This window comes from Pseudomonas sp. FW300-N1A1 (assembly GCF_058789115.1).
The window spans coordinates 56,285-78,564 of the sequence record NZ_JBYTBK010000006.1; the positions used below are offsets into that span (position 1 = coordinate 56,285).

Sequence of the window (22,280 nt, forward strand, 5' to 3'; positions counted from 1 at the left end):
CAGTCACGGTCTATTCGCCGCCGTTCTCCCGATTCGAGTGCCCATGAACGAACAGTTGCAGCCCCTCAAGAAACAACCGCGAGCAGGCAAAGCCGGCCGCAGCGGTACCCAGGACGATATCGTCTATGCGCATATCTTCGAGGCCATCCTCGAACAGCGCCTGGCGCCCGGTACAAAATTGAGCGAAGAGGCGCTGGGAGAGATTTTCGGGGTCAGCCGCACCATCATTCGCCGCGCGTTGTCGCGCCTGGCCCACGAAGGCGTGGTACTGCTGCGTCCGAACCGTGGCGCCGTGGTTGCCAGCCCGAGCGTCGAGGAGGCCCGCCAGGTATTCATGGCGCGGCGCCTGGTGGAGCGGGCGATCACCGAGCTTGCGGTCGAGCACGCGACCGCCGAGCAGATTGCCGAGTTGCGGCAGATGGTCAACGACGAGCGCGACAGTTTCTCCCGTGGCGACCGTGGCGCCGGCATCCGTCTTTCGGGCGAGTTCCACCTCAAGCTCGCGGAAGCGGCGAAGAACGCCCCGCTGATCAGCTTCCAGCGCAGCCTGGTGTCGCAGACGTCGCTGATCATCGCCCAGTACGAAAGCGGTAACCGCTCACACTGCTCCTACGACGAGCACACCCAGTTGATCGATGCCATCGAGGCCCGTGATGCGACGTTGGCGGTGAACCTGATGATGCACCACATGGATCACATCGACAGCAAACTCAACCTCGACGAAGAAAGCGCCTCGGATGATTTGCACGCGGTGTTCTCGCATTTGCTGCAGACCAAGAAGCCGGGGCGCTCCATCGCGAAACTCTGAGCCACCGCGGTGCGTCCCTTGCGGGCACACATCCCCTGTGGCGAGCTTGCTCGCGCTGGGCTGCGCAGCAGCCCCAAGACCGATCACCGGGTTTTATCTGAAGCCTGCAATCATCATGTTGGGGGCGCTTCGCACCCCAGCGCGAGCAAGCTCGCTCGCCACGGAGACAACAAAAATCCCCCGGAGCCTCACGGCCATGGGGGATTTTTTTATGCCCGGAATACCTTAGCGCTGATGCACCAGGTTGCCCGCCGCATAGGTCTGCAGCACCGTGCGGTCATCCCCCAGGGTCATCAGGACAAACAGGGTTTCGGCGATGGTGTTGGCCTGTTTCAGGCGGTAGCTGAGCAGTGGCGTGGCGTTGTAGTCCAGGACCAGGAAGTCGGCGTCGGTGCCCGGTTGCAGGGTGCCGATGCGGTCCTCCAGGCGCAGCGCTCGCGCACCGCCAAGGGTGGCCAGGTACAGCGACTTGAACGGGCTCAGGCGTGCGCCTTGCAGTTGCATGACTTTGTAGGCTTCGTTGAGGGTGTGCAGCAGCGAGAAGCTGGTGCCGGCGCCCACGTCCGTGCCCAGGCCGACGTTCAGGTTGTGCTTCTCGGCCATCGGCAAGTTGAACAGGCCGCTGCCCAGGAAGAAGTTCGAGGTCGGGCAGAAGGCGATGGCCGAGCCGGTCTCGGCCAGGCGCGCGCATTCGTCGTCACACAGGTGCACGCCGTGGGCGAACACCGAGCGCTCGCCCAGCAGCTTGTAGTGGTCGTAGACGTCCAGGTAGCCCTTGCGCTCCGGGAACAGCTCTTTGACCCATTGGATTTCCTGCAGGTTTTCGCTGATGTGGGTCTGCATGTACAGGTCAGGGTATTCGCCGAGCAACTGGCCGGCGAGGGTCAGTTGTTCCGGGGTGCTGGTCGGGGCAAAGCGCGGGGTGACCGCGTAGTGCAGGCGACCCTTGCCGTGCCAGCGCTCGATCAGCGCCTTGCTGTCGACGTAGCTGGATTCGGCGGTGTCGGTCAGGTAGTCCGGTGCGTTGCGGTCCATCATCACCTTGCCGGCGATCATCCGCAGGTCAAGCTTGCGGGCGACTTCGAAGAACGAGTCCACCGACTGCGGGTGCACGCTGCCGAACACCAGGGCGGTGGTGGTGCCGTTGCGCAGCAGTTCCTTGATGAAGATATCGGCGACTTCTTCGGCGTGGGCCTTGTCGGCGAACTGGCTTTCACACGGGAAGGTGTAGGTGTTGAGCCAGTCCAGCAGTTGTTCGCCGTAGGCACCGACCATGCCGGTTTGCGGCAGGTGGATATGGGTGTCGATGAAGCCCGGGGTGATCAGCGCATCCTGATAGTGGGTGATCTCGATGTCGGCGGGCAGGCTGGCAAGCAGTTCGGTGGCGTGGCCGATGGCACTGATCTGGCCGTTTTCGGTCACCAGCAAACCATCTTCGAAGTACTCGTAGGAGGCTTCGATGCCCACCACGGCGGGGTCGGCGATGCTGTGCAGGATGGCGGCGCGGTAGGCTTTGCAAGTCGAAGGCATGGGAATTCTCAGTTCGTGGCTTATCAGTTCGACGCGTGGCTGCGGCGTGAAGCGGGAAGCAGTTTGGCAATAGGTTCGGCGCGGGCAGTGTGCTGGCCGAAATTCGCGTTATAGGTGGCGATGATTTCCCCTGCGATGGAGATGGCGATTTCCACAGGCAATTTGCCTTTGACTTCGCCGATGCCCATCGGGCAACGCATGCGTTGCAGCACGCTGTTGTCGACACCGCGCTCGCGCAGGCGGTGTTCGAACTTGACCCGCTTGGTCTTCGAGCCGATCAGGCCGAAGTAGGCGAAGTCGTTGCGCTTGAGAATCGCGGCGGTGAGCTCCAGGTCGAGCTGGTGATTGTGGGTCATGACGATGCAGTAGCTGCCGACGGGCAGGTCGTCGACTTCGTCCACCGGTTCTTCGCTGACGATTTTACGCACGCCATGGGGGATCTGCTCGGGGAACTCGGTTTCGCGCGAGTCGATCCAGCGTACGCGGCAGGGCAGGCTGGCCAGCAAGGGCACCAGCGCCCGACCGACGTGGCCGGCACCGAACACGGCAATCTGCGCCTGCACCTGACCCATGGGTTCGAACAGCAGCACGGTCACGCCGCCGCAGCACTGGCCGAGGCTGGCGCCGAGCGTGAAGCGCTCCAGGTGGGTGTCCTGCTTGCCGCTGGCCAGCATCTCCCGGGCGATGTGCATCGCCTTGTATTCCAGATGCCCGCCACCGATGGTGTCATAGGACTGCGTGGCGCTGATGACCATCTTCGAGCCGGCATTGCGCGGCGTCGAGCCGAGCTCTTCGATGATGGTCACCAGCACGCAGGGTTCACCCTGGGCTTGCAGGTCGGCGAGGGCGTCGATCCAGTTGTACATGTTCACCTCGACATCTGTGTGTCTGTTAGTCCGCTATCGCGAGCAAGCTCGCTCCCACATTGGATTTGTACAGATCCATCAGTCAGCACATGACCCTGTGGGAGCGGGCTTGCCCGCGAAGGGCGCGACGCGGTCTTAAAGCGGAGCCAACTCAGGCTCAGTCTCGACTGGCTTCACCGCCGTCAACTGGCGCATCTGCTCACAACCCCACAACACCCGCTCCGGCGTCGCCGGCGCGTCGATTTTCGGTTGATGGCGGTAGTCGCCCAGGCTGGCCACGGCGTCCTTGATCGCACACCAGGCGGCGATGCCGAGCATGAACGGCGGCTCGCCCACGGCCTTGGAGTGGAACACTGTGTCTTCCGGGTTCTTGCGGTTCTCCACCAGCTTGACCCGCAGGTCCAGCGGCATGTCGGCCACCGCCGGGATCTTGTAGCTGGCCGGGCCATTGGTCATCAGTTTGCCCTTGGCGTTCCACACCAGCTCTTCCATGGTCAGCCAGCCCATGCCCTGGATATAGCCGCCTTCGACCTGGCCAATGTCGATGGCCGGGTTCAGCGAGGCGCCGACGTCGTGGAGGATGTCGGTGCGCAGCATCTTGTACTCGCCGGTCAGGGTGTCGACGATCACCTCGGCACAGGCCGCACCAAAGGCAAAGTAGTAGAACGGACGACCACGGGCCTGGCTGCGGTCGTAGTAGATTTTCGGGGTCTTGTAGAACCCGGTGCTGGACAGCGACACCTGGGCAAAGTACGCCTGCTGGATCAGGGCCTCGAAGGTCAGGATCTGGTCGCGAATGCGCACATGGCCGTTGTGGAACTCCACGTCTGCTTCGCTGACCCCGAACTTGCGCGCGGCAAACTCCACCAGGCGCTGCTTGATGATCTCGGCGGCGTTTTGCGCGGCCTTACCGTTGAGGTCGGCCCCACTGGACGCGGCCGTCGGCGAGGTGTTCGGCACTTTGTCGGTGTTGGTGGCCGTGATCTGCACCCGGTCCATTTCCACCTGGAACACTTCGGCCACCACCTGGGCGACCTTGGTGTTCAGGCCCTGGCCCATTTCCGTGCCGCCGTGATTGAGGTGGATACTGCCGTCGGTATAGACATGCACCAGGGCGCCGGCCTGGTTGAGGAAGCTGGCGGTGAAGGAAATCCCGAACTTCACCGGGGTCAGCGCCAGGCCTTTTTTCAGGATCGGGCTATTGGCGTTGTAGCGCCGGATCGCTTCGCGGCGTTCGGCGTACTGGCTGCTTTCTTCCAGCTCGGCGGTCATTTCCTCGAGCATGTTGTGCTCGACGGTCTGGTAGTAGTGGGTGACGTTGCGCTCGGTCTTGCCGTAGTAATTGACCTTGCGCACGGCCAGCGGGTCGAGGCCCAGATGGCGGGCGATGGCGTCCATCACTTCTTCGATGGCGACCATGCCTTGCGGGCCACCAAAACCACGGTAGGCGGTGTTCGAGGCGGTGTTGGTCTTGCAGCGGTGACCGTTGATGGTCGCGTCGCCCAGATAGTACGAGTTGTCCGAGTGGAACATGGCCCGGTCAACGATGGATGCCGACAGGTCCGGCGAGCAGCCGCAGTTGCCTGCCAGGTCCAGGGCAATGCCGTGCAGGCGGCCGGTGCTGTCGAAGCCGACGTCGTACTCGACATAGAACGGGTGGCGCTTGCCGGTCATCAGCATGTCTTCGACCCGGGGCAGACGCATCTTGGTCGGCTGTCCGGTCAGGTGCGCGATCACCGCGCACAGGCAGGCCGGGCTGGCGGCCTGGGTTTCCTTGCCGCCGAAACCGCCGCCCATGCGGCGCATGTCGACGACGATCTTGTTCATCGACACGTCCAGCACTTCGGCGACCAGTTTCTGCACTTCGGTGGGGTTCTGGGTCGAGCAGTAGACAATCATCCCGCCGTCTTCCGTCGGCATCACGGAAGAAATCTGGGTCTCCAGGTAGAAGTGTTCCTGGCCGCCAATGTGCAGCGTGCCCTGGATACGGTGTTCGGCGGTTGCCAGTGCATTGGCCGAATCGCCGCGCTGGTGGGTGTGGCTGTCGAGGACGAAGTGGCGTTTGCGCAGGGCGTCGACCACGTCGAGCACCGGCTCCAGGTCTTCATATTCGATGACCGCCGCCATGGCGGCCTGGCGCGCGGTTTCCAGGTCCTTCGCGGCGACGGCGAGCACCGGTTGGCCGACGAACTGCACGTCATCGATGGCCAGCAGCGGGTCGCCCGGCAGCAGTGGGCCGATGTCTTTCAGGCCCGGTATGTCTTTGTGGGTAATGGCGATGCGCACGCCTTCGAAGGCGTAGCAGGGCTGGGTGTCGATGCTGATGATTTTCGCGTGGGCACGGTCCGACAGTCGCGCGTAAACGTGCAACTGATTCGGGAACTCCAGTCGGTCATCAATGTACTGCGCTTCACCGGACACGTGTTTGGCGGCGCTGTCGTGCTTGACGCTGCGACCGACGCCGGTGGTCAGGTCCCTGGCAAACAGCTCGGCCAGTTCGGCTTGGGTCTTTTCAACGTTGTGATGGTTAGACATAAGCGGTCACCCGAGTCTCGATGTACGGTGTTTGCAGTTCGATGAAGTATTTGCGCAGCAGGTTCTGTGCACTGAGCAGGCGGTATTCCTTGCTCGCACGGAAGTCCGACAGCGGGGTGAAATCTTCGGCGAGGGCAGCGCAGGCGCTTTCGACGGTGGCCTTGTTCCAAGTCGCGCCCAGCAGTACGGCTTCACAGTGCTTTGCCCGTTTCGGGGTCGCGGCCATGCCGCCGAAGGCGACGCGGGCGTCAGCAATCACGCCGTTTTCAATGCGCAGGTTGAACGCTGCACAGACGGCGGAGATGTCATCGTCCAGGCGCTTGGATACCTTGTAGGCGCGGAACAGTTGCTCGGCGCTGGCACGGGGCACGATGATCTTTTCGATGAACTCGCTTTCCTGGCGCGCAGTCACCCGGTAGTCGATGAAATAGTCTTCCAGGGCCAGGGTGCGGCGGGTGTTGCCTTTGCACAGCACGATCTGCGCACCCAGCGCGATCAGCAGCGGTGGCGAGTCGCCGATGGGCGAGGCGTTGCCGATGTTGCCGCCCAGGGTGCCCTGGTTGCGGATCTGCAGGGAGGCAAAGCGTTGCAGCAGTTCACCGAAGTCCGGGTACTCGGCGTTCAGTGCGTCGTAGCAATCGGAGAGGGCGGTGGCGGCACCGATTTCCAGGTGGTCGTCAAAGCGTTCGATGCGCTTCATTTCGGCGACGTTGCCGACGTAGATCATCACCGGCAGCGTGCGGTGGAACTGGGTCACTTCCAGTGCCAGGTCGGTGCCGCCCGCCAGCAGGCGCGCTTGCGGATAGGCGTCGTAGAGATCGGCCAGGTCGGCCACGGTCAGCGGCACCAGGCAGCGTTTGTCGCCACTGTTGAGTTCACCTGTATCGCTGGGGGCGATGGCCTTCAGGCGAGCAATGGTCTCGGCTTCGCGGGCATCGAACTGGTCAGGCTGCTTGCCACAGCAACTTTGCTCGGCGGCTTGCAGGATCGGCCGGTAGCCGGTGCAGCGGCACAGGTTGCCGGCGAGGGCTTCGTGGGCCTTGTGGGCGTCGGGTTGCTCGCTGTTTTTCTGCAGGGCGAACAGCGACATGACAAAGCCCGGCGTGCAGAAGCCGCACTGGGAGCCGTGGCATTCGACCATCGCCTGCTGCACGCTGTGCAGTTGGCCCTGGTGCTTGAGGTCTTCGACGCTGATCAGTTGTTTGCCGTGCAGGGACGACACAAAGGTCAGGCACGAGTTGAGGCTGCGATAGCGAATATGCTCGCGGCCGGTGTCATCGGTGTGCAATTCACCGACCACCACCGTACACGCGCCACAGTCGCCACTGGCGCAACCTTCTTTGGTACCGGGCTTGCCCAAGTGGTCGCGCAGATAGTTCAGCACGGTCAGGTTCGGGTCCAGGGCGTGCTCGCTACGGAGTTCCTGGTTTAATAAAAACTGGATCACGGAAGGCCTCGCAGACTCATTATTGTTGTTAATCGACGTGACCTGAATTTAGCAGGTCTGACTTTTCGGTCAATGATTTTCTGACTTCAAGGTCAGGAAATTGAGGTTTGCCGATCAACAGCCGTTTCTTTCATTATTGACCCTCTCGGGATACCGCGCTTTTTGCTTGAATCGTGCCAATTTCCCCGGGTCAGGCCCTGCGCCATCCCCTATCAAGTGCGCTACACTGCGCCGCTTGTGCAGATTGAAGATTTTCAAGGAAAACCATGACGTTCAAGGCGCCGGACAGCCTCGCCGAGCAAATCGCTCACCACCTCGCCGAACGCATCATTCGCGGCGAAATGAAGCCGGGGGAGCGCATCCAGGAACAGAAGGTCACGCTGGCGCTGAATGTCAGCCGCGGTTCGGTCCGTGAAGCCTTGCTGATCCTGGAGCGCCGCCACCTGATCGCGATTCTTCCGCGACGCGGCGCCCATGTCACCGAGCTCACCGCGCACAAGGTGCAGAGCCTGTGCACGCTGATGAGCGAGCTGTACATCCTGCTGGGCAACGCGGTGGCCAACGGCTGGCAAGTCCAGGCCGACATGCTGCCGTTCGTGCAGATCCAGCAGCGGCTCAACGCCAGCTTTGAGCGTCAGGACATCCGCACCTTTGTCGATGACAGCTTCAATGTGATGCGCGCGGCGTACCCGTTCGCCAACAACCCGTACCTGCAGGAAACCGTCGAGAACCTGCAACCGGCCATGAGCCGCGCCTACTTTCTTGCCCTGGAACAGCGCAAGGCCGAGATGAGTGAGTTCCTCGAGCTGTTCGAGCGCTTGCTGGCGGCCGTGCTGGCCCGTGACCTGCCGCAGATTCGCATCGTGCTCTCGGCCTATGCCCAGCGCAGTTGCGACCTGGTGCTGTCTGCCTTGCCGGTTGCCTGAACGTGCGGCTCAAGTGCATCAAACTGGCGGGGTTCAAATCCTTCGTCGACCCGACCACGGTCAACTTCCCCAGTAACATGGCGGCGGTGGTCGGGCCCAATGGTTGCGGCAAGTCGAACATCATCGACGCCGTACGCTGGGTGATGGGCGAGAGCTCGGCCAAGAACTTGCGCGGCGAGTCGATGACCGACGTCATCTTCAACGGCTCCACCAGCCGCAAGCCGGTGAGCCAGGCGAGTATCGAACTGGTGTTCGACAACTCCGACGGCACGCTGGTCGGCGAGTACGCGGCCTACGCGGAAATTTCCATTCGCCGCAAAGTCACCCGCGACAGCCAGAACACCTATTTCCTCAACGGCACCAAGTGCCGTCGCCGGGACATTACCGATATCTTCCTGGGTACTGGCCTTGGGCCGCGTAGCTACTCGATCATCGAGCAGGGGATGATCTCCAAGCTGATCGAGGCCAAGCCCGAAGACCTGCGCAACTTCATCGAGGAAGCGGCGGGGATCTCCAAGTACAAGGAGCGTCGGCGCGAGACTGAAAACCGCATCCGCCGCACCCATGAAAACCTGGCGCGCCTGACTGACTTGCGCGAAGAGCTGGAGCGTCAGCTCGAGCGGCTGCACCGTCAGGCCCAGGCGGCCGAGAAGTATCAGCAATACAAGGCCGAGGAGCGTCAGCTCAAGGCCCAGCTGTCGGCCTTGCGCTGGCAGGCATTGAATGAACAGGTCGGCCAGCGCGAGGCGATCATTGGCAACCAGGAAATCAGTTTCGAAGCCCTGGTCGCCGAACAGCGCAATGCCGACGCCAGCATCGAACGCTTGCGCGACGGTCATCACGAGCTCTCCGAGCGCTTCAACCTGGTGCAGGGGCGCTTCTATTCGGTCGGTGGCGACATTGCCCGGGTCGAGCAGAGCATCCAGCACGGCCAGCAGCGTTTGCGCCAGTTGCAGGACGACCTCAAGGAGGCCGAGCGCTCGCGCCAGGAAACCGAATCGCACCTGGGGCACGACCGGACGTTGCTCGCGACCCTGGGCGAAGAGCTGGACATGCTCACTCCCGAGCAGGAAATCACCAGTGCGGCTGCCGAAGAAGCCGCGGCCGCCCTGGAAGAATCCGAAACCACCATGCACGGCTGGCAGGAGCAGTGGGACAGTTTCAACCTGCGCTCGGCCGAGCCGCGGCGACAGGCCGAAGTCCAGCAGTCGCGCATCCAGCAGCTGGAAACCAGCATGGAGCGCCTGGCCGATCGTCAACGGCGCCTGGTCGAAGAGCGTGATCTGCTGTCGGCGGATCCTGAAGATGCGGCGATGCTCGAACTCAGCGAGCAGCTCGCCGCCAGCGAAGCGACCCTCGAAGACCTGCAGGCCAGTGAAGAAGCGCAAGTCGAGCGGCTTGAACAGTTGCGCCAGGAGCTGCAACAGGCCCTGTACAACCAGCAGCAGGCCCAGGGTGACTTGCAGCGCCTCAACGGCCGGCTGGCTTCGCTAGAGGCCTTGCAGCAGGCGGCGCTGGATCCGGGCACCGGTACGGCCCAGTGGTTGCGCGAACAGCAACTGGCCGAGCGCCCGCGCCTGGCCGAAGGCTTGAAGGTTGACGCCGGTTGGGAGCTGGCGGTGGAAACCGTGCTCGGTGCCGACCTGCAAGCGGTGTTGGTGGATGATTTTGCCGGGTTCGACCTGTCCGGGTTCGCCCAGGGTGACCTGCGCTTGCTCAGCCCGGCCGCCGACGGTGTGCGCATCCCCGGCAGCCTGCTGGACAAGGTCGAGGCACAGATCGATCTGTCGCCCTGGCTGGGCCAGGTCAAGCCGGTGGACAGCCTTGAACAGGCCTTGGCGCTGCGTTCGCGGTTGGCAACGGGTGAAAGCCTGATCAGTCGCGATGGTTATTGGGTGGGCCGGCACTTTCTGCGAGTGCGTCGCGCCAGCGAGGCCGAGAGCGGCCTGTTGGCCCGCGGTCAGGAAATCCAGCGCCTTGGCCTTGAGCGCGAAGAGCGTGAAGCGACGGTCGACACCCTGGAAAGCACCTTGCAAAACCTGCGTGCCCAGCAACGCCAGCAAGAAAACGGTCGCGAACACCTGCGTCGTTTGCTGCAGGACGAAGCCCGCCAGCAAGGCGAACTCAAGGCGCAGTTGTCGGCCGGCAGAGCCAAGGCCGAACAGCTGACGTTGCGTCGCACCCGTCTCGATGAAGAGTTGGGGGAGCTGGCTGAACAGCGCGCGCTGGAGCACGAGCAGGTGGGCGAGTCGCGCCTGCAGTTACAGGACGCCCTCGACAGCATGGCTCTGGACACCGAGCAGCGTGAATTGCTCCTGGCCCAGCGCGACAGCCTGCGCGAGCGCCTGGACCGGGTGCGCCAGGAAGCCCGCCAGCACAAGGACCATGCCCATCAGTTGGCGGTGCGCCTGGGGTCGCTCAAGGCGCAGCACGACTCGACCCGTCAGGCGTTGGAGCGGCTGGAGTTGCAGTCCGAGCGCCTGACGGAAAAGCGCGAACAGTTGAGCCTCAACCTGGAGGAGGGCGAGGCGCCGCTGGAAGAGTTGCGGCTCAAGCTTGAAGAGTTGCTGGACAAGCGCATGAGCGTCGACGATGAATTGAGAACGGCGCAAGTCGCACTGGAAGATGCCGACCGCGAATTGCGTGACGCCGAGAAGCGCCGCAACCAGGCCGAGCAGCAAGCGCAATTGATCCGTGGCCAGCTCGAGCATCAGCGCATGGAATGGCAAGCCCTGACCGTGCGCCGCAAAACCTTGCAGGATCAATTGCTCGAAGATGGCTACGACTTGCATGGCGTACTCGCCACCCTGGTGGCTGAGGCCAGTGAACAAGCCGCCGAAGCCGAACTTGAAAGCATTGCCGCGCGAATCCAGCGGCTCGGCGCGATCAACCTCGCGGCCATTGACGAGTACCAGCAGCAATCGGAGCGCAAGCGCTACCTGGATGCCCAGGACGCCGACCTGGTGGAGGCGCTCGACACCCTGGAAAACGTCATTCGCAAGATCGACAAGGAAACCCGCAACCGCTTCAAGGATACCTTTGATCAGATCAATGGCGGTTTACAGGCGCTTTTTCCAAAAGTTTTCGGTGGCGGCAGCGCTTATTTGGAACTGACGGGCGAAGATCTACTCGATACAGGGGTAACGATCATGGCGCGTCCGCCCGGGAAGAAGAACAGCACCATCCATTTGTTGTCTGGCGGCGAGAAAGCGCTGACGGCATTGGCCCTGGTATTTGCCATCTTCAAACTCAATCCGGCACCGTTCTGCATGCTCGATGAGGTTGACGCCCCGCTGGATGACGCTAACGTTGGACGCTACGCAAGGCTGGTCAAAGAGATGTCGCAAACCGTGCAGTTCATCTATATCACCCACAACAAGATTGCCATGGAAATGGCGGATCAATTGATGGGGGTCACGATGCACGAGCCCGGTTGTTCACGTCTGGTGGCCGTTGATGTTGAGGAGGCGATGGCGATGGTGGACGCTTGAGTCATGGTGTGCGGGCGGTATGTTTGTGGAAAACAAGGGGTTTTTCCCCGATGGATTGCTGGCCAATCGACATATTCGCTGAAGCCATTGTGACAGACGGTGTAAAGTTACCTTTGGTCGTGCTAGTTTAATGTCAATTTTTCGTGTACGTGGGCAAAACGCCTGTCAGAACATAGAGTTGGCGCCACGTTTTAAAGCGGTTTGCGAGTTGTAAACCCCTTATTTTTCAGCATTTTTTATAGAGGCACGGGATTACATGGAAATCGGTCTGCGCGAGTGGCTGATCGTCATCGGCATCATTGTCATTGCCGGTATTCTTTTTGATGGCTGGCGGCGCATGCGCGGCGGCAAGGGCAAACTCAAGTTTCGCCTGGACCGCAGCCTGTCCAGTCTGCCGGACGAGGACAGCGGTGCCGAACTGCTGGGCCCGCCGCGCGTACTGGACAACCATAAAGAGCCGCAACTGGACGAGCACGACCTGCCGTCGGTGAGCATGCCTGCCCGTGAACCGCGCGAGTCGGGTTCCAAGCGTGGCAAGCGTAACCACAGCGAGCCGAGCCAGGGTGACTTGAACCTCAACCTGGACCTGGACGGCGGCCCGAGCTTCAGCAGCCGTGATGATGACTTCCCGGCTGACACCAAGGCGTCGAGCGCCGCGGCCGACAAGGACACGCAACAGGCCGAAGAAGTGCTGGTCATCAGCGTGATCTGCCGTGATACCGGTGGCTTCAAGGGCCCGGCCCTGCTGCAGAACATTCTGGAAAGCGGCCTGCGTTTCGGCGAGATGGACATCTTCCACCGCCACGAAAGCATGGCGGGTAATGGCGAGGTGCTGTTCTCCATGGCCAACGCGGTCAAGCCAGGTGTTTTCGACTTGGACGACATCGACCACTTCAGTACCCCGGCCGTGAGTTTCTTCCTCGGCTTGCCGGGTCCGCGTCACCCGAAGCAGGCTTTCGACGTGATGGTGGCTGCCGCTCGCAAGTTGTCCCAAGAGCTCAATGGCGAGCTCAAGGACGATCAGCGCAGCGTGCTGACCGCGCAGACCATCGAGCACTACCGTCAACGTATCGTTGAGTTCGAGCGCCGCGCCCTGACCCAGAAGCGCTGATATCTAATTGCAAGCTCTCCTGAGGGCTTGTTGTGGCGAGGGAGCTTGCTCCCGCTCGGCGGCGAAGCCGTCGTGAAACCAGCGAATACTGCGTATCTGGCGAAACAGGGTTGCCGGAACGAAGGGGCTGCTGCGCAGCCCAGCGGGAGCAAGCTCCCTCGCCACAGAGTCCGCGTCCTTACGCTATCGTATTTTAAAAATTGAGCAGCCTCGGCTGCTCTTTTGCTTTATGAGAGAACACCCATGAACGCCGCCGAAAACCGCATCCTAGAGCTGCGCGCTGAGCTGGATCAGCACAACTACCGTTACCACGTGCTGGATCAGCCGAGCATTCCGGACGCCGAGTACGACCGGTTGTTCCACGAACTCAAGGCGCTGGAAGCGGCCCATCCCGAGCTGGTCACCCGTGATTCGCCCACTCAGCGGGTCGGTAGTGCTGCGTTGTCGGCCTTTACCCAGGTGCGTCATGAAGTGCCGATGCTCAGCCTGGGCAACGCCTTCGAAGAAACCGACATGCGCGAGTTCGACCGCCGGGTGAGCGAAGGCCTGGACCTGCCGGCCGGTGATTTGTTTGGCGGCGGTGTCGAGGTTGAATACAGCTGCGAACCCAAGCTCGATGGCCTGGCGGTCAGCCTGTTGTACCAGGATGGCGAGCTGGTGCGCGGCGCCACGCGCGGTGACGGCACCACGGGCGAAGACATCAGCGTCAACGTGCGCACGGTGCGCAATATCCCGCTCAAGCTGCAGGGCAGTGGTTGGCCGTCGACCCTGGAGGTGCGTGGCGAGGTCTATATGTCCAAGGCCGGTTTCGAGCGCCTCAACGCGACGCAACTGGAAGCCGGTGGCAAGACCTTCGCCAACCCGCGTAACGCCGCGGCGGGGAGCCTGCGCCAGCTGGATTCGAAGATCACCGCCAGTCGCCCTCTGGAGTTCTGCTGCTATGGCATTGGCCAGGTATCGGCAGACATTGCCGAGACGCACATCGGTCTCTTGCAGCAGCTCAAGCAGTGGGGCATGCCGGTCAGTCGCGAGCTGAAGCTGGCCAAGGGTATCGGCGAGTGCCTCGACTACTACCGCGACATTGGTGAGCGCCGCAACGCCTTGCCTTATGAAATCGATGGCGTGGTGTTCAAGGTCAACAGCATTGCCTCGCAGCGCGAGTTGGGCTTCCGTGCGCGGGAGCCGCGCTGGGCGATTGCCCACAAGTTCCCGGCCATGGAGGAGCTCACCGAGTTGCTCGATGTGGAGTTCCAGGTTGGTCGTACCGGCGCCGTTACTCCGGTTGCGCGCTTGAAACCGGTGAAGGTAGCGGGCGTGACCGTGTCCAATGCGACCTTGCACAACATGGATGAAGTGGCACGCCTGGGGTTGATGATCGGCGACACGGTGATCATTCGCCGTGCCGGTGACGTGATTCCGCAAGTGGTGCAGGTGGTCACCGAGCGTCGCCCGGACGATGCCCGCCCGGTGCAGATTCCCGAGAACTGCCCGGTGTGCGGCTCCCATGTCGAGCGCACGCAACTGGTCAAGCGCAGCAAGGGGCGTGAGACCACCAGCGAAGGCGCGGTGTATCGCTGTGTCGGGCGACTGGCCTGTGGTGCGCAACTCAAGCAGGCGATCATCCATTTTGTGTCGCGCCGCGCCATGGATATCGAAGGGCTGGGGGAGAAAAGCGTCGAGCAGTTGGTGGATGAAGGCCTGGTCGGCTCGCCAGCGGACCTCTATGCATTGATGTTCGAGCAGATCGTCGACCTCGAAGGGTTCGCCGAGCTGTCGAGCAACAACCTGCTGGGTGCCATCGCCGACAGCAAGAAACCCGGGCTGGCGCGTTTCATCTATGCCCTGGGGATTCCCGACGTCGGCGAAGAGACGGCCAAGGTGCTGGCACGCTCCCTGGGGTCGCTGGTGCGCGTTCAGCAAGCGTTGCCGGAAGTCTTGACCTACTTGCCGGACGTCGGCCTGGAGGTCGCTTACGAGATCCACAGCTTCTTTACCGATGGGCACAACCAGCGGGTGATCGAAGCGTTGCTGGGCCACGGCCTGGACATTCAGGACCAGGGTGAGCTAGGTGCCGAGTTCGCCGCCAGCACCACCTTGGGCGGGATGATCGACAAGCTGCACATTCCCTCGGTCGGCCCGGGCGGGGCGCAGAAGCTGGCGGACAAGTTCGGTTCGTTGCAGGCGATCATCGCCGCCGACTGGCTGGACATGCGCCAGGCGCTGCCGGAGAAGCAGGCCAACGCAGTGCGCGAGTTCTTCGCCGTCGAGAAAAATCGCCAGCTGGCGTTGAGTGCCGAACAGCAGTTGCATGATTTTGGCATGCACTGGCACAGCGAGAAGAAAGTCGTCGAAGGCTTGCCGCTGGCGGGGCAGACCTGGGTGCTGACCGGCAGCCTGGAACTGATGAGTCGCGACATCGCCAAGGACAAGCTCGAAAGCCTCGGCGCCAAGGTGGCGGGCTCGGTGTCGGCCAAGACCTATTGTGTCGTGGCGGGGCCGGGCGCCGGCTCGAAGCTGGTCAAGGCCAATGAGTTGGGGTTGAAGGTGCTGGACGAAGAAGCCTTCGTGGCGTTCTTGAGCGGTCACGGTATCACGGTCTGATTCCCGGACCTGTGACGAGGGCGTTTGCTGGCGCCGGAGCGCGAAGCGGTCGCCGCGATCCCGGCGACCGCTGTGCAGGCGAACGGCAGCCAGACTGATTATTCTCCTGTGCGGCGCGGGAATAATCAGCAGCGGCACGTCATTCACCTGGTGGTCCGGCAAGCGGGCGGCGGGGCATTGGCGCAATAAAACCGGGATTAACGCAGGTCCTTGACGGGCCTCGTATTTTTAATCCGAAACCAACGGTTGTAACTTCGTCTCAGATAGGTACAATGGCGCGGCTCGCCGACTGGCGAGCGTCGTTATGGTGACCCCATCGGTCCCCCCGCAACGATCAGCCGTGAACCCGGTCAGGCCTGGAAGGGAGCAGCCGCAGCGGTGACATTGTGTGCCGGGGTGTGGCTGGTGGGGTCGCCACCTTAACGCTAGCTCGTTCTTCAGAAGCGGGCTGAACCTCGAAAAAATCCTCAAAATAGAACGCCATCGCAACTGACCCAAACGGGCCTGCGCGAAAGTCTGCTCGTTGCAAACGTCTCCTTTGTCAGTCTCCCTGCCGATTGCCCTCTGAACGCTCCTCGGTTCAAGGTGTCGTCTGCTGCTGCCAATGCGTTCGCGTTGTTCCCTCCGGTTGGAAAACAGCACCCATCGACAGGCATCTGATTGATCTCTTTGCGCCTGTGCGCTGGGTGTGCGTATCGGCGTTCTGCCAGTCGCGCACCCAGGTGTTCGACGAGGATGACTCACCGAGGCTGCCAATTCCGGGTCATGGTTTTTCAGATGCGCTGGTTTCCAGGCGTAATCAAACAAAACAGGCGGGGCAACGATCAGTCGTTACTCCGCCTGTTTCTGTTTCTGGCTCTAAGGCTTGGACAAGGCTTGATCTACCGCTGCGATCAGCTTTCCCAGATCCTTTTGGGGGGCTTTGTGTATGACACCGAAGAGATAGGCGCGCTGCTCTTCTTCGTCGCCCAGGTCGGCGAAGAACGCCTTGGGCTTCACGCCCAGTACGTCGGCAAAGCTGAACAGGGCTTCGACGCTGGGGGCGTAGGTGCCGGTTTCGAAGCGGCTGATGGTTTTGGGGTCAAAACCGGTTTTTTCGCCAAGTTCAGCCTGAGTAAGCCCGGCTACCTTGCGGTAGCGTTTGATGGCTGGACCCAAACTTGAAATGTGCATCGCTCGATTCCCATTTAGAATCAAGAACTTAACGACAGTTTTTTGCATTGAACAACTGCATGATTCATCACCTTGCTTTTAAAAACGTGATGTATTTCGTAGAATTGGCGTTTGGCTCGCTTATTGGCTGGCCTGGTGTCAGGCGTCCGGGTGATGCGAAACGGCCATCATTGCGTCAGCCCTGAACCTGTCTGGAGGGCGTGTCGATGACACCCGGGGCCGTCGAACCTTGCCAGAACCGGACGCTCGTCTGAGTGTCGCGAGGTCTTCAAGACTAGTCGATCTTTATATGTCCCGGGGCCATCACCTGCTGTTCATGGAGTTTTAAAGTGCATCTGAATTTGCTGGTCCGCACGCTTGCAAGGACGTTACTCCCGCCGCTTCAAAGGCTGCACGATCCCCGGCAGCGCACCTCCTTCTCCTTCATCTCTGCCGGGCATTGCGCACTGGTCGAGCGGTGCAGCCGCTAGATGGGGCACGCTCATGGATGAGAAATACCGCAGGGCAGTGGATGCTGCCGCCATATTTTCCGAGACCGACCTGAATGGGCGGATCATTCACGTCAATGACCGGTTCTGCGCGATATCGGGCTATAGCCGTGAAGAGTTGCTGGGCGCCGATCATCGCCTGCTGAACTCGGGGCTGCACCCTGGCGATTTCTTCGCGACCATGTGGCGCACCATCGCCCTGGGCAAGGTCTGGAAGGGTGAAATCTGCAACCGGGCCAAGGACGGGAGCCTGTACTGGGTCGACAGCACCATGGTACCGGTGCTGGATGAAGTGACCGGCCGGGTGATGCGCTATGTGTCCATTCGCTTCGATGTCAGTGAAAAGCGCCAGTTGCTGCACTCCCTGGAGTGGCGGGTGGGACATGATGTGCTGACCGGCTTGCCCAATCGGGCGTTTCTCTTTGATTTGCTCGACCAGGCCCTGACGTTCTCTCGTGCGGAGGACGTCCCGCTGGCGGTCTGCATGCTCGATCTCGATGGCTTCAAGGCCGTCAACGACGGCTATGGTCACGCGTGTGGCGACTTGTTGCTGGTGGAGGTGGCCAAGCGCCTGCGCGAGATTGTTCGGGGCGAGGATGTGGTCGCACGGCTGGCCGGGGACGAGTTCGTGCTGATCTTGCGCTATGTGAGCGACGTGTCGGAGTTGCGTGCGGCCCTGAACCGGGTGCTGGGAGTGATCTCGGCGCCGTATTCGATCCTGGGCAAGGAGTTGCATGTGTACGCCAGTGTCGGCGTCACGCTGTTCCCGGTGGACAACGAAGACGCAGAGACCTTGCTGCGCCATGCCGACCAGGCCATGTACGTGGCCAAGCAAAGCGGGCGCAATCGGTTTCACTTGTTTGATGTGGTGCATGACCGCGAGGTCAAGGCGACCTACCAGACCGTGGCGCGGGTTCGACAGGCCTTGCTCAATCATGAATTGCGCCTGCATTTCCAGCCCAGGGTCAATATGCGCAGCGGCACGGTGGTGGGTTTTGAGGCGTTGCTGCGCTGGGAGCACCCGGAGAGGGGAGTGGTGCCGCCCAGGGAGTTTTTGCCGTGGGTGGAGGAGACGGACCTGATCGTCGACATCGGCGAGTGGGTCATGGAGCAGGTGCTGGTGCAGTTATCCCAGTGGCAGCGGCTCGGGTTGCAGTGGCCGGTCAGCATCAATATCGCTGCACGACACTTTCAGCGTGCCGACTTTTTCGAGCGGCTCAAGGGCGTGCTCCAGCGTCACGCCAGCGTTTCCCCGCGGCTGCTCGATCTTGAGATTGTCGAGTCGGTGGCGATCGAAAACATCCAGCATGTCAGCACCTGCCTGCGCGCCTGCCAGGCGCTGGGCGTGAGGTTCTCGCTGGGGGATTTTGGCACCGGTCACTCATCGCTCAGTTACCTCAAGCGCCTGCACACCCAGACCATCAAGATCGACAAGTCGTTTGTGCGCGACATCCTGCATGATCGTGACGACCTGGCGTTGACCACAGCCGTGATCGGCCTGGCCCGGGCCTTTGGGCGAGAGGTGGTCGCCGAAGGCCTGCACAGTGTGGAGCACGGCCAGTTGTTGCTGCGCCTGGGATGTGAGGTGGCGCAGGGGTATTTCATTGCCCGGCCGATGCCGGCCAGCGAGGTCCCGGGCTGGGTTGCAGGGTTCGCCGCTCCGATCCAGTGGCAGGCGCTGGACCAGGTGGTCTGAGGTTCATGGCGCAGGGGTGCCCGGGAGTGGTTCGCGGGTGCCGGTGTAGAGTTGGATGATGTCGTCGATTTCCCCGGACATTTTCATTTTGAGCAAGGTGCCTAGAATTCGTTGTACCGGCACTTTCGGGTCATTGCGCACGTAGCAGCCGACATTCAACTCCTGCAGCACCGTGACGGCGTGCAATTGCTGGTCGGGCATCAGCCGTTGATTGAACCAGTCCAGGGTCCATTGATTGCTCACGGCATACTGATAGCGTCCGGCCTGCAGCTTGTGCAGGACCTGGTCCTGGTTGCGCGCATCGTCGCGTTGCAGTTGCCCGCTGTCGAACAGTGGCTGCAAGGTCGGGTAGTAGTACCCGAGTACGGTGCCGATGGGCTGCGCGGTAAGGCGCGCCGGAACTACTGGGGCGGGAGTGCCTGGCCGGGCGATCAACAGGTCGCGCTGGAGCCACAACGGGACACTCCAGATGTAGTTTCCGGACTGGTTGGGCAGCCAGGCCTGCGCCGCATAACAGCGGACATCGATTTCCCCGTGTTCCATGCTGCTGTGCACGCGTGCGCGGGCCAGCACCTTGAACTCGGCCGGCACGCCGACCTGGGTGGCCAGGCTGAGCATCACGTCGTACAAAATGCCCTGGATGGGGCGGCCGCGCTCGATCTGCGCCATGGGCATGGCCCAGCTGTCGGTGATCGCGAAGCGTATTGGTGCGGGCGCGGCAATAGCGCTGGCGCTGATAAACAGCAAAGCCCCCAAGGCTGAACGCATAAATTCTCCAGCAGAATGCCGCCAGACACCGATTAAAGCATCCCCAAAGACCAGCTTAGACAGATTAGCCGAGCACACCGGATGCAATTTTGCCCTTGCTCCGCTAGCATTAGCCGCTTCAGCTTCCTTCGTTGCGACGGTTTTCGATGAGTTATCAGGTTCTTGCACGTAAATGGCGTCCGCGCTCGTTCCGCGAAATGGTCGGCCAGACCCATGTGCTCAAGGCTCTGATCAATGCCTTGGACAGCCAGCGGCTGCACCACGCCTACCTGTTTACCGGCACCCGCGGTGTGGGCAAGACCACCATTGCGCGGATCATAGCCAAATGCCTGAACTGTGAAACAGGTATCACTTCGACGCCGTGCGGCACGTGTTCGGTATGTCGTGAAATCGACGAGGGGCGCTTTGTCGACCTGATCGAGATCGACGCCGCGAGCCGGACCAAGGTCGAAGACACCCGCGAGTTGCTCGACAACGTCCAGTACGCGCCGAGCCGTGGACGTTTCAAGGTCTACCTGATCGACGAAGTGCACATGCTCTCCAGCCATTCCTTCAATGCGCTGTTGAAAACCCTCGAAGAGCCGCCACCCTACGTCAAGTTCATCCTGGCGACCACCGACCCGCAGAAACTTCCAGCAACGATTCTTTCCCGGTGCCTGCAGTTCTCACTGAAGAACATGACGCCGGAGCGCGTGGTCGAGCATTTGAGCCACGTGCTGGGTGTCGAGAATGTGCCGTTCGAAGACGATGCACTCTGGTTACTGGGGCGTGCCGCCGACGGTTCGATGCGTGACGCCATGAGCCTGACCGACCAGGCCATTGCCTTCGGTGAAGGCAAGGTCATGGCGGCTGACGTGCGGGCGATGCTGGGCACCCTGGATCATGGGCAGGTCTATGACGTCCTGCATTCGCTGATCGAGGGCGACGCCAAGGCGTTGCTCGAAGCGGTACGCCATCTGGCCGAGCAGGGCCCGGACTGGAATGGCGTGCTGTCGGAAATCCTCAACGTGCTGCACCGGGTGGCAATTGCCCAGGCCCTGCCTGAGGGCGTCGACAATGGTCATGGCGATCGTGACCGGGTGTTGGCGCTGGCCCAGGCCTTGCCGGCCGAAGACGTACAGTTTTATTACCAGATGGGCCTGATCGGTCGCCGCGACTTGCCGCTGGCGCCGGACCCGCGTGGTGGTTTCGAGATGGTCCTGCTGCGAATGCTTGCCTTCCGGCCGGCAGACACCGCGGATGCACCGAGGCAACCGCTAAAGCCAGTGGGGATCAGCCAGGCCACAGTTGATTCCGCGAACTCGGTGGCTGGCGCGCAGCGTGTTGCGCCGGTAGTGGCGGCTGCTCCGGTCGTTGAGGCTGCAGTGCGGCCTGTTGCCGAGCCGGTGACGCCTGCACCTACGCCGGTTGCGCCCCAGGTGGTGCCTGCGCCGGTGGTTGAGGCCGTGGCAGCACCCGCGGCCATTGCCGAGGCGGTGGTCGACCTGCCGTGGAACGACCCGGTAGAACCGGCTGTCGTGCAGCAGCCGGCTGCCGAGCCCGTGCTGGAAACGATCGCCGAACAGCCTGACCTGACGCCGATGCCAGCGCCGGTTCCAGACAGCGTCGTGCCGGATGCGCCGGCGTGGGCTGCCGAGTCGATTCCCGAGCCGAGCGTGGCGCAGGTCGATGCCGCCACACCGGGCATGGATCTGGACGACGAGCCGCCGCTGGATGAGGACTATATCGAGCCGGACCAGGACTCGGCCTACAGTTATCTGGATGAACTGGCCAGTGAGCATGCCGCAGAACCGGCACCGGAGCCTGAGCCGGAACCCGCCGCGATGCCGGCCACCGGTCTGGCGCTGCAATGGCTGGAGCTGTTCCCGAAGCTGCCGATTTCCGGCATGACCGGCAGTATCGCCGCCAACTGCACGCTGATTGCCGTTGATGGCGATCACTGGCTGATGCACCTGGACCCGGCCCACAGTGCGCTGTTCAACGCCACCCAGCAACGGCGACTCAACGATGCGCTGAACCAGTATCACCAGCGTACCCTGACGGTGAGCATCGAACTGATCAAACCCGAGCAGGAAACCCCGGCCCAGGCCGCCTCGCGTCGACGTGCCGATCGCCAGCGCGAGGCGGAGGATTCGATTCACGGCGATCCGTTCATCCAGCAAATGATGCAACAGTTCGGCGCGGTGATCCGTAACGATACTATTGAACCTGTCGAGGCCCTGGCCAGCCAGGGCTAATAACTGAAGGCGTCCGGCCCGCTTGGCCGGGCGCTGTTTTGATCCAAGTACTTTTGAGGTGATTCCCATGATGAAAGGTGGCATGGCCGGCCTGATGAAGCAGGCGCAGCAGATGCAGGAAAAAATGGCCAAGATGCAGGAAGAGCTGGCCAACGCCGAAGTCACCGGTAAAGCCGGTGGCGATATGGTCACCGTGGTGATGACCGGTCGTCATGACGTCAAGCGCGTGACCATCGATCCAAGCCTGGTGGAAGGCCTGAGCGAAGACGACAAGGAGATGCTCGAAGCCGTGTTCGCCGCCGCCGTCAACGACGCGGTGCGCAAGATCGAAGCCAACAGCCAGGACAAGATGTCCGGCATGACCGCCGGCATGCAATTGCCACCGGGCATGAAACTGCCGTTCTGATTCGCCAAGGCGCTTCGGATGGGCTACAAGAAATGCCAGGCATCGCGCCTGGCATTTTTGTTTTTGCGGCACACCAATCGTCTTACTCTCTGCGTGGGGGCGCCGCAACGGACGCTTCGCGTCTACAGAGGCATCGGCCCGGAGAAACATCGAACGCCAGCCCCTGGCCACGGTCTGCTCTCTATACCACCAAACTC

General features: G+C 61.9%; 14 protein-coding genes and 1 other RNA gene. 9 read left to right on the forward strand and 6 right to left on the reverse strand.

The genetic code is table 11. The features are described from left to right. Positions 1-43: 43 nt before the first annotated feature. Positions 44-808, forward strand: a complete 765-nt coding sequence (locus AC3WQN_RS06940; RefSeq protein WP_103399926.1) for a GntR family transcriptional regulator — start codon at positions 44-46, stop codon at positions 806-808. A gap of 225 nt (positions 809-1,033) precedes the next feature. Here AC3WQN_RS06940 and guaD read toward each other — a convergent pair whose 3' ends face one another. The 4 genes from guaD to xdhA form a co-directional block, all read right to left on the reverse strand. Beyond that, positions 1,034-2,338 carry a guanine deaminase gene (gene guaD / locus AC3WQN_RS06945; protein WP_103399927.1) on the reverse strand — a complete coding sequence of 435 codons (1,305 nt, stop codon included), beginning with the start codon at positions 2,336-2,338 and terminating at the stop codon, positions 1,034-1,036. 23 nt (positions 2,339-2,361) lie between these two features. After that, entirely contained in the window at positions 2,362-3,204 is an 843-nt protein-coding gene (gene xdhC, locus AC3WQN_RS06950; RefSeq protein ID WP_103399928.1) for a xanthine dehydrogenase accessory protein XdhC, read from the reverse strand. 135 nt (positions 3,205-3,339) lie between these two features. Next, positions 3,340-5,739: a xanthine dehydrogenase molybdopterin binding subunit gene (gene xdhB, locus AC3WQN_RS06955; RefSeq protein WP_103399929.1), complete on the reverse strand. Its 2,400-nt coding sequence runs from the start codon at positions 5,737-5,739 to the stop codon at positions 3,340-3,342. Next, positions 5,732-7,186, reverse strand: a complete 1,455-nt coding sequence (xdhA, locus tag AC3WQN_RS06960; protein WP_103399930.1) for a xanthine dehydrogenase small subunit — start codon at positions 7,184-7,186, stop codon at positions 5,732-5,734. The genes xdhB and xdhA overlap by 8 nt, the downstream gene beginning before the upstream one ends. 266 nt (positions 7,187-7,452) lie before the next feature. Here xdhA and AC3WQN_RS06965 point away from each other — a divergent pair, with 266 nt between their 5' ends. The 5 genes from AC3WQN_RS06965 to ffs all read left to right on the forward strand — a co-directional run bounded on the left by AC3WQN_RS06965 (position 7,453) and on the right by ffs (position 15,726). Then, positions 7,453-8,112 carry a GntR family transcriptional regulator gene (locus AC3WQN_RS06965; protein ID WP_095082707.1) on the forward strand — a complete coding sequence of 220 codons (660 nt, stop codon included), beginning with the start codon at positions 7,453-7,455 and terminating at the stop codon, positions 8,110-8,112. Positions 8,113-8,114: 2 nt separating this feature from the next. Beyond that, positions 8,115-11,603 (forward strand): chromosome segregation protein SMC, encoded by a 3,489-nt coding sequence (gene smc, locus AC3WQN_RS06970; protein WP_103399931.1) that lies wholly within the window; start codon positions 8,115-8,117, stop codon positions 11,601-11,603. A 256-nt stretch (positions 11,604-11,859) separates the two neighbouring features. Further along, complete coding sequence (gene zipA / locus AC3WQN_RS06975) at positions 11,860-12,714, forward strand: cell division protein ZipA (RefSeq protein ID WP_103399932.1); 855 nt, start codon at positions 11,860-11,862, stop codon at positions 12,712-12,714. Between the two features lie 243 nt (positions 12,715-12,957). Next, positions 12,958-15,315, forward strand: coding sequence for an NAD-dependent DNA ligase LigA (gene ligA / locus AC3WQN_RS06980; RefSeq protein ID WP_103399934.1), 2,358 nt, complete (start codon positions 12,958-12,960; stop codon positions 15,313-15,315). Between the two features lie 314 nt (positions 15,316-15,629). Beyond that, positions 15,630-15,726: signal recognition particle sRNA small type (ffs, locus tag AC3WQN_RS06985), an RNA gene on the forward strand. A 447-nt stretch (positions 15,727-16,173) separates the two neighbouring features. Here ffs and AC3WQN_RS06990 read toward each other — a convergent pair. Further along, positions 16,174-16,488 carry a helix-turn-helix domain-containing protein gene (locus AC3WQN_RS06990; RefSeq protein WP_103399935.1) on the reverse strand — a complete coding sequence of 105 codons (315 nt, stop codon included), beginning with the start codon at positions 16,486-16,488 and terminating at the stop codon, positions 16,174-16,176. A gap of 483 nt (positions 16,489-16,971) precedes the next feature. Between AC3WQN_RS06990 and AC3WQN_RS06995 the strand changes: the two genes are divergently transcribed. After that, a complete protein-coding gene (locus AC3WQN_RS06995) occupies positions 16,972-18,672 on the forward strand; it encodes a putative bifunctional diguanylate cyclase/phosphodiesterase (RefSeq protein WP_103399936.1) in 1,701 nt (566 codons plus the stop codon). A 3-nt stretch (positions 18,673-18,675) separates the two neighbouring features. Here the strand turns inward: AC3WQN_RS06995 and AC3WQN_RS07000 are convergent, their stop codons facing one another. Next, positions 18,676-19,440: a substrate-binding periplasmic protein gene (locus AC3WQN_RS07000; protein ID WP_103399937.1), complete on the reverse strand. Its 765-nt coding sequence runs from the start codon at positions 19,438-19,440 to the stop codon at positions 18,676-18,678. A 146-nt stretch (positions 19,441-19,586) separates the two neighbouring features. Between AC3WQN_RS07000 and dnaX the strand changes: the two genes are divergently transcribed. Next, entirely contained in the window at positions 19,587-21,677 is a 2,091-nt protein-coding gene (gene dnaX, locus AC3WQN_RS07005; RefSeq protein ID WP_103399938.1) for a DNA polymerase III subunit gamma/tau, read from the forward strand. A gap of 67 nt (positions 21,678-21,744) precedes the next feature. Then, positions 21,745-22,083 (forward strand): YbaB/EbfC family nucleoid-associated protein, encoded by a 339-nt coding sequence (locus tag AC3WQN_RS07010; RefSeq protein WP_008028561.1) that lies wholly within the window; start codon positions 21,745-21,747, stop codon positions 22,081-22,083. Positions 22,084-22,280: the final 197 nt, after the last annotated feature.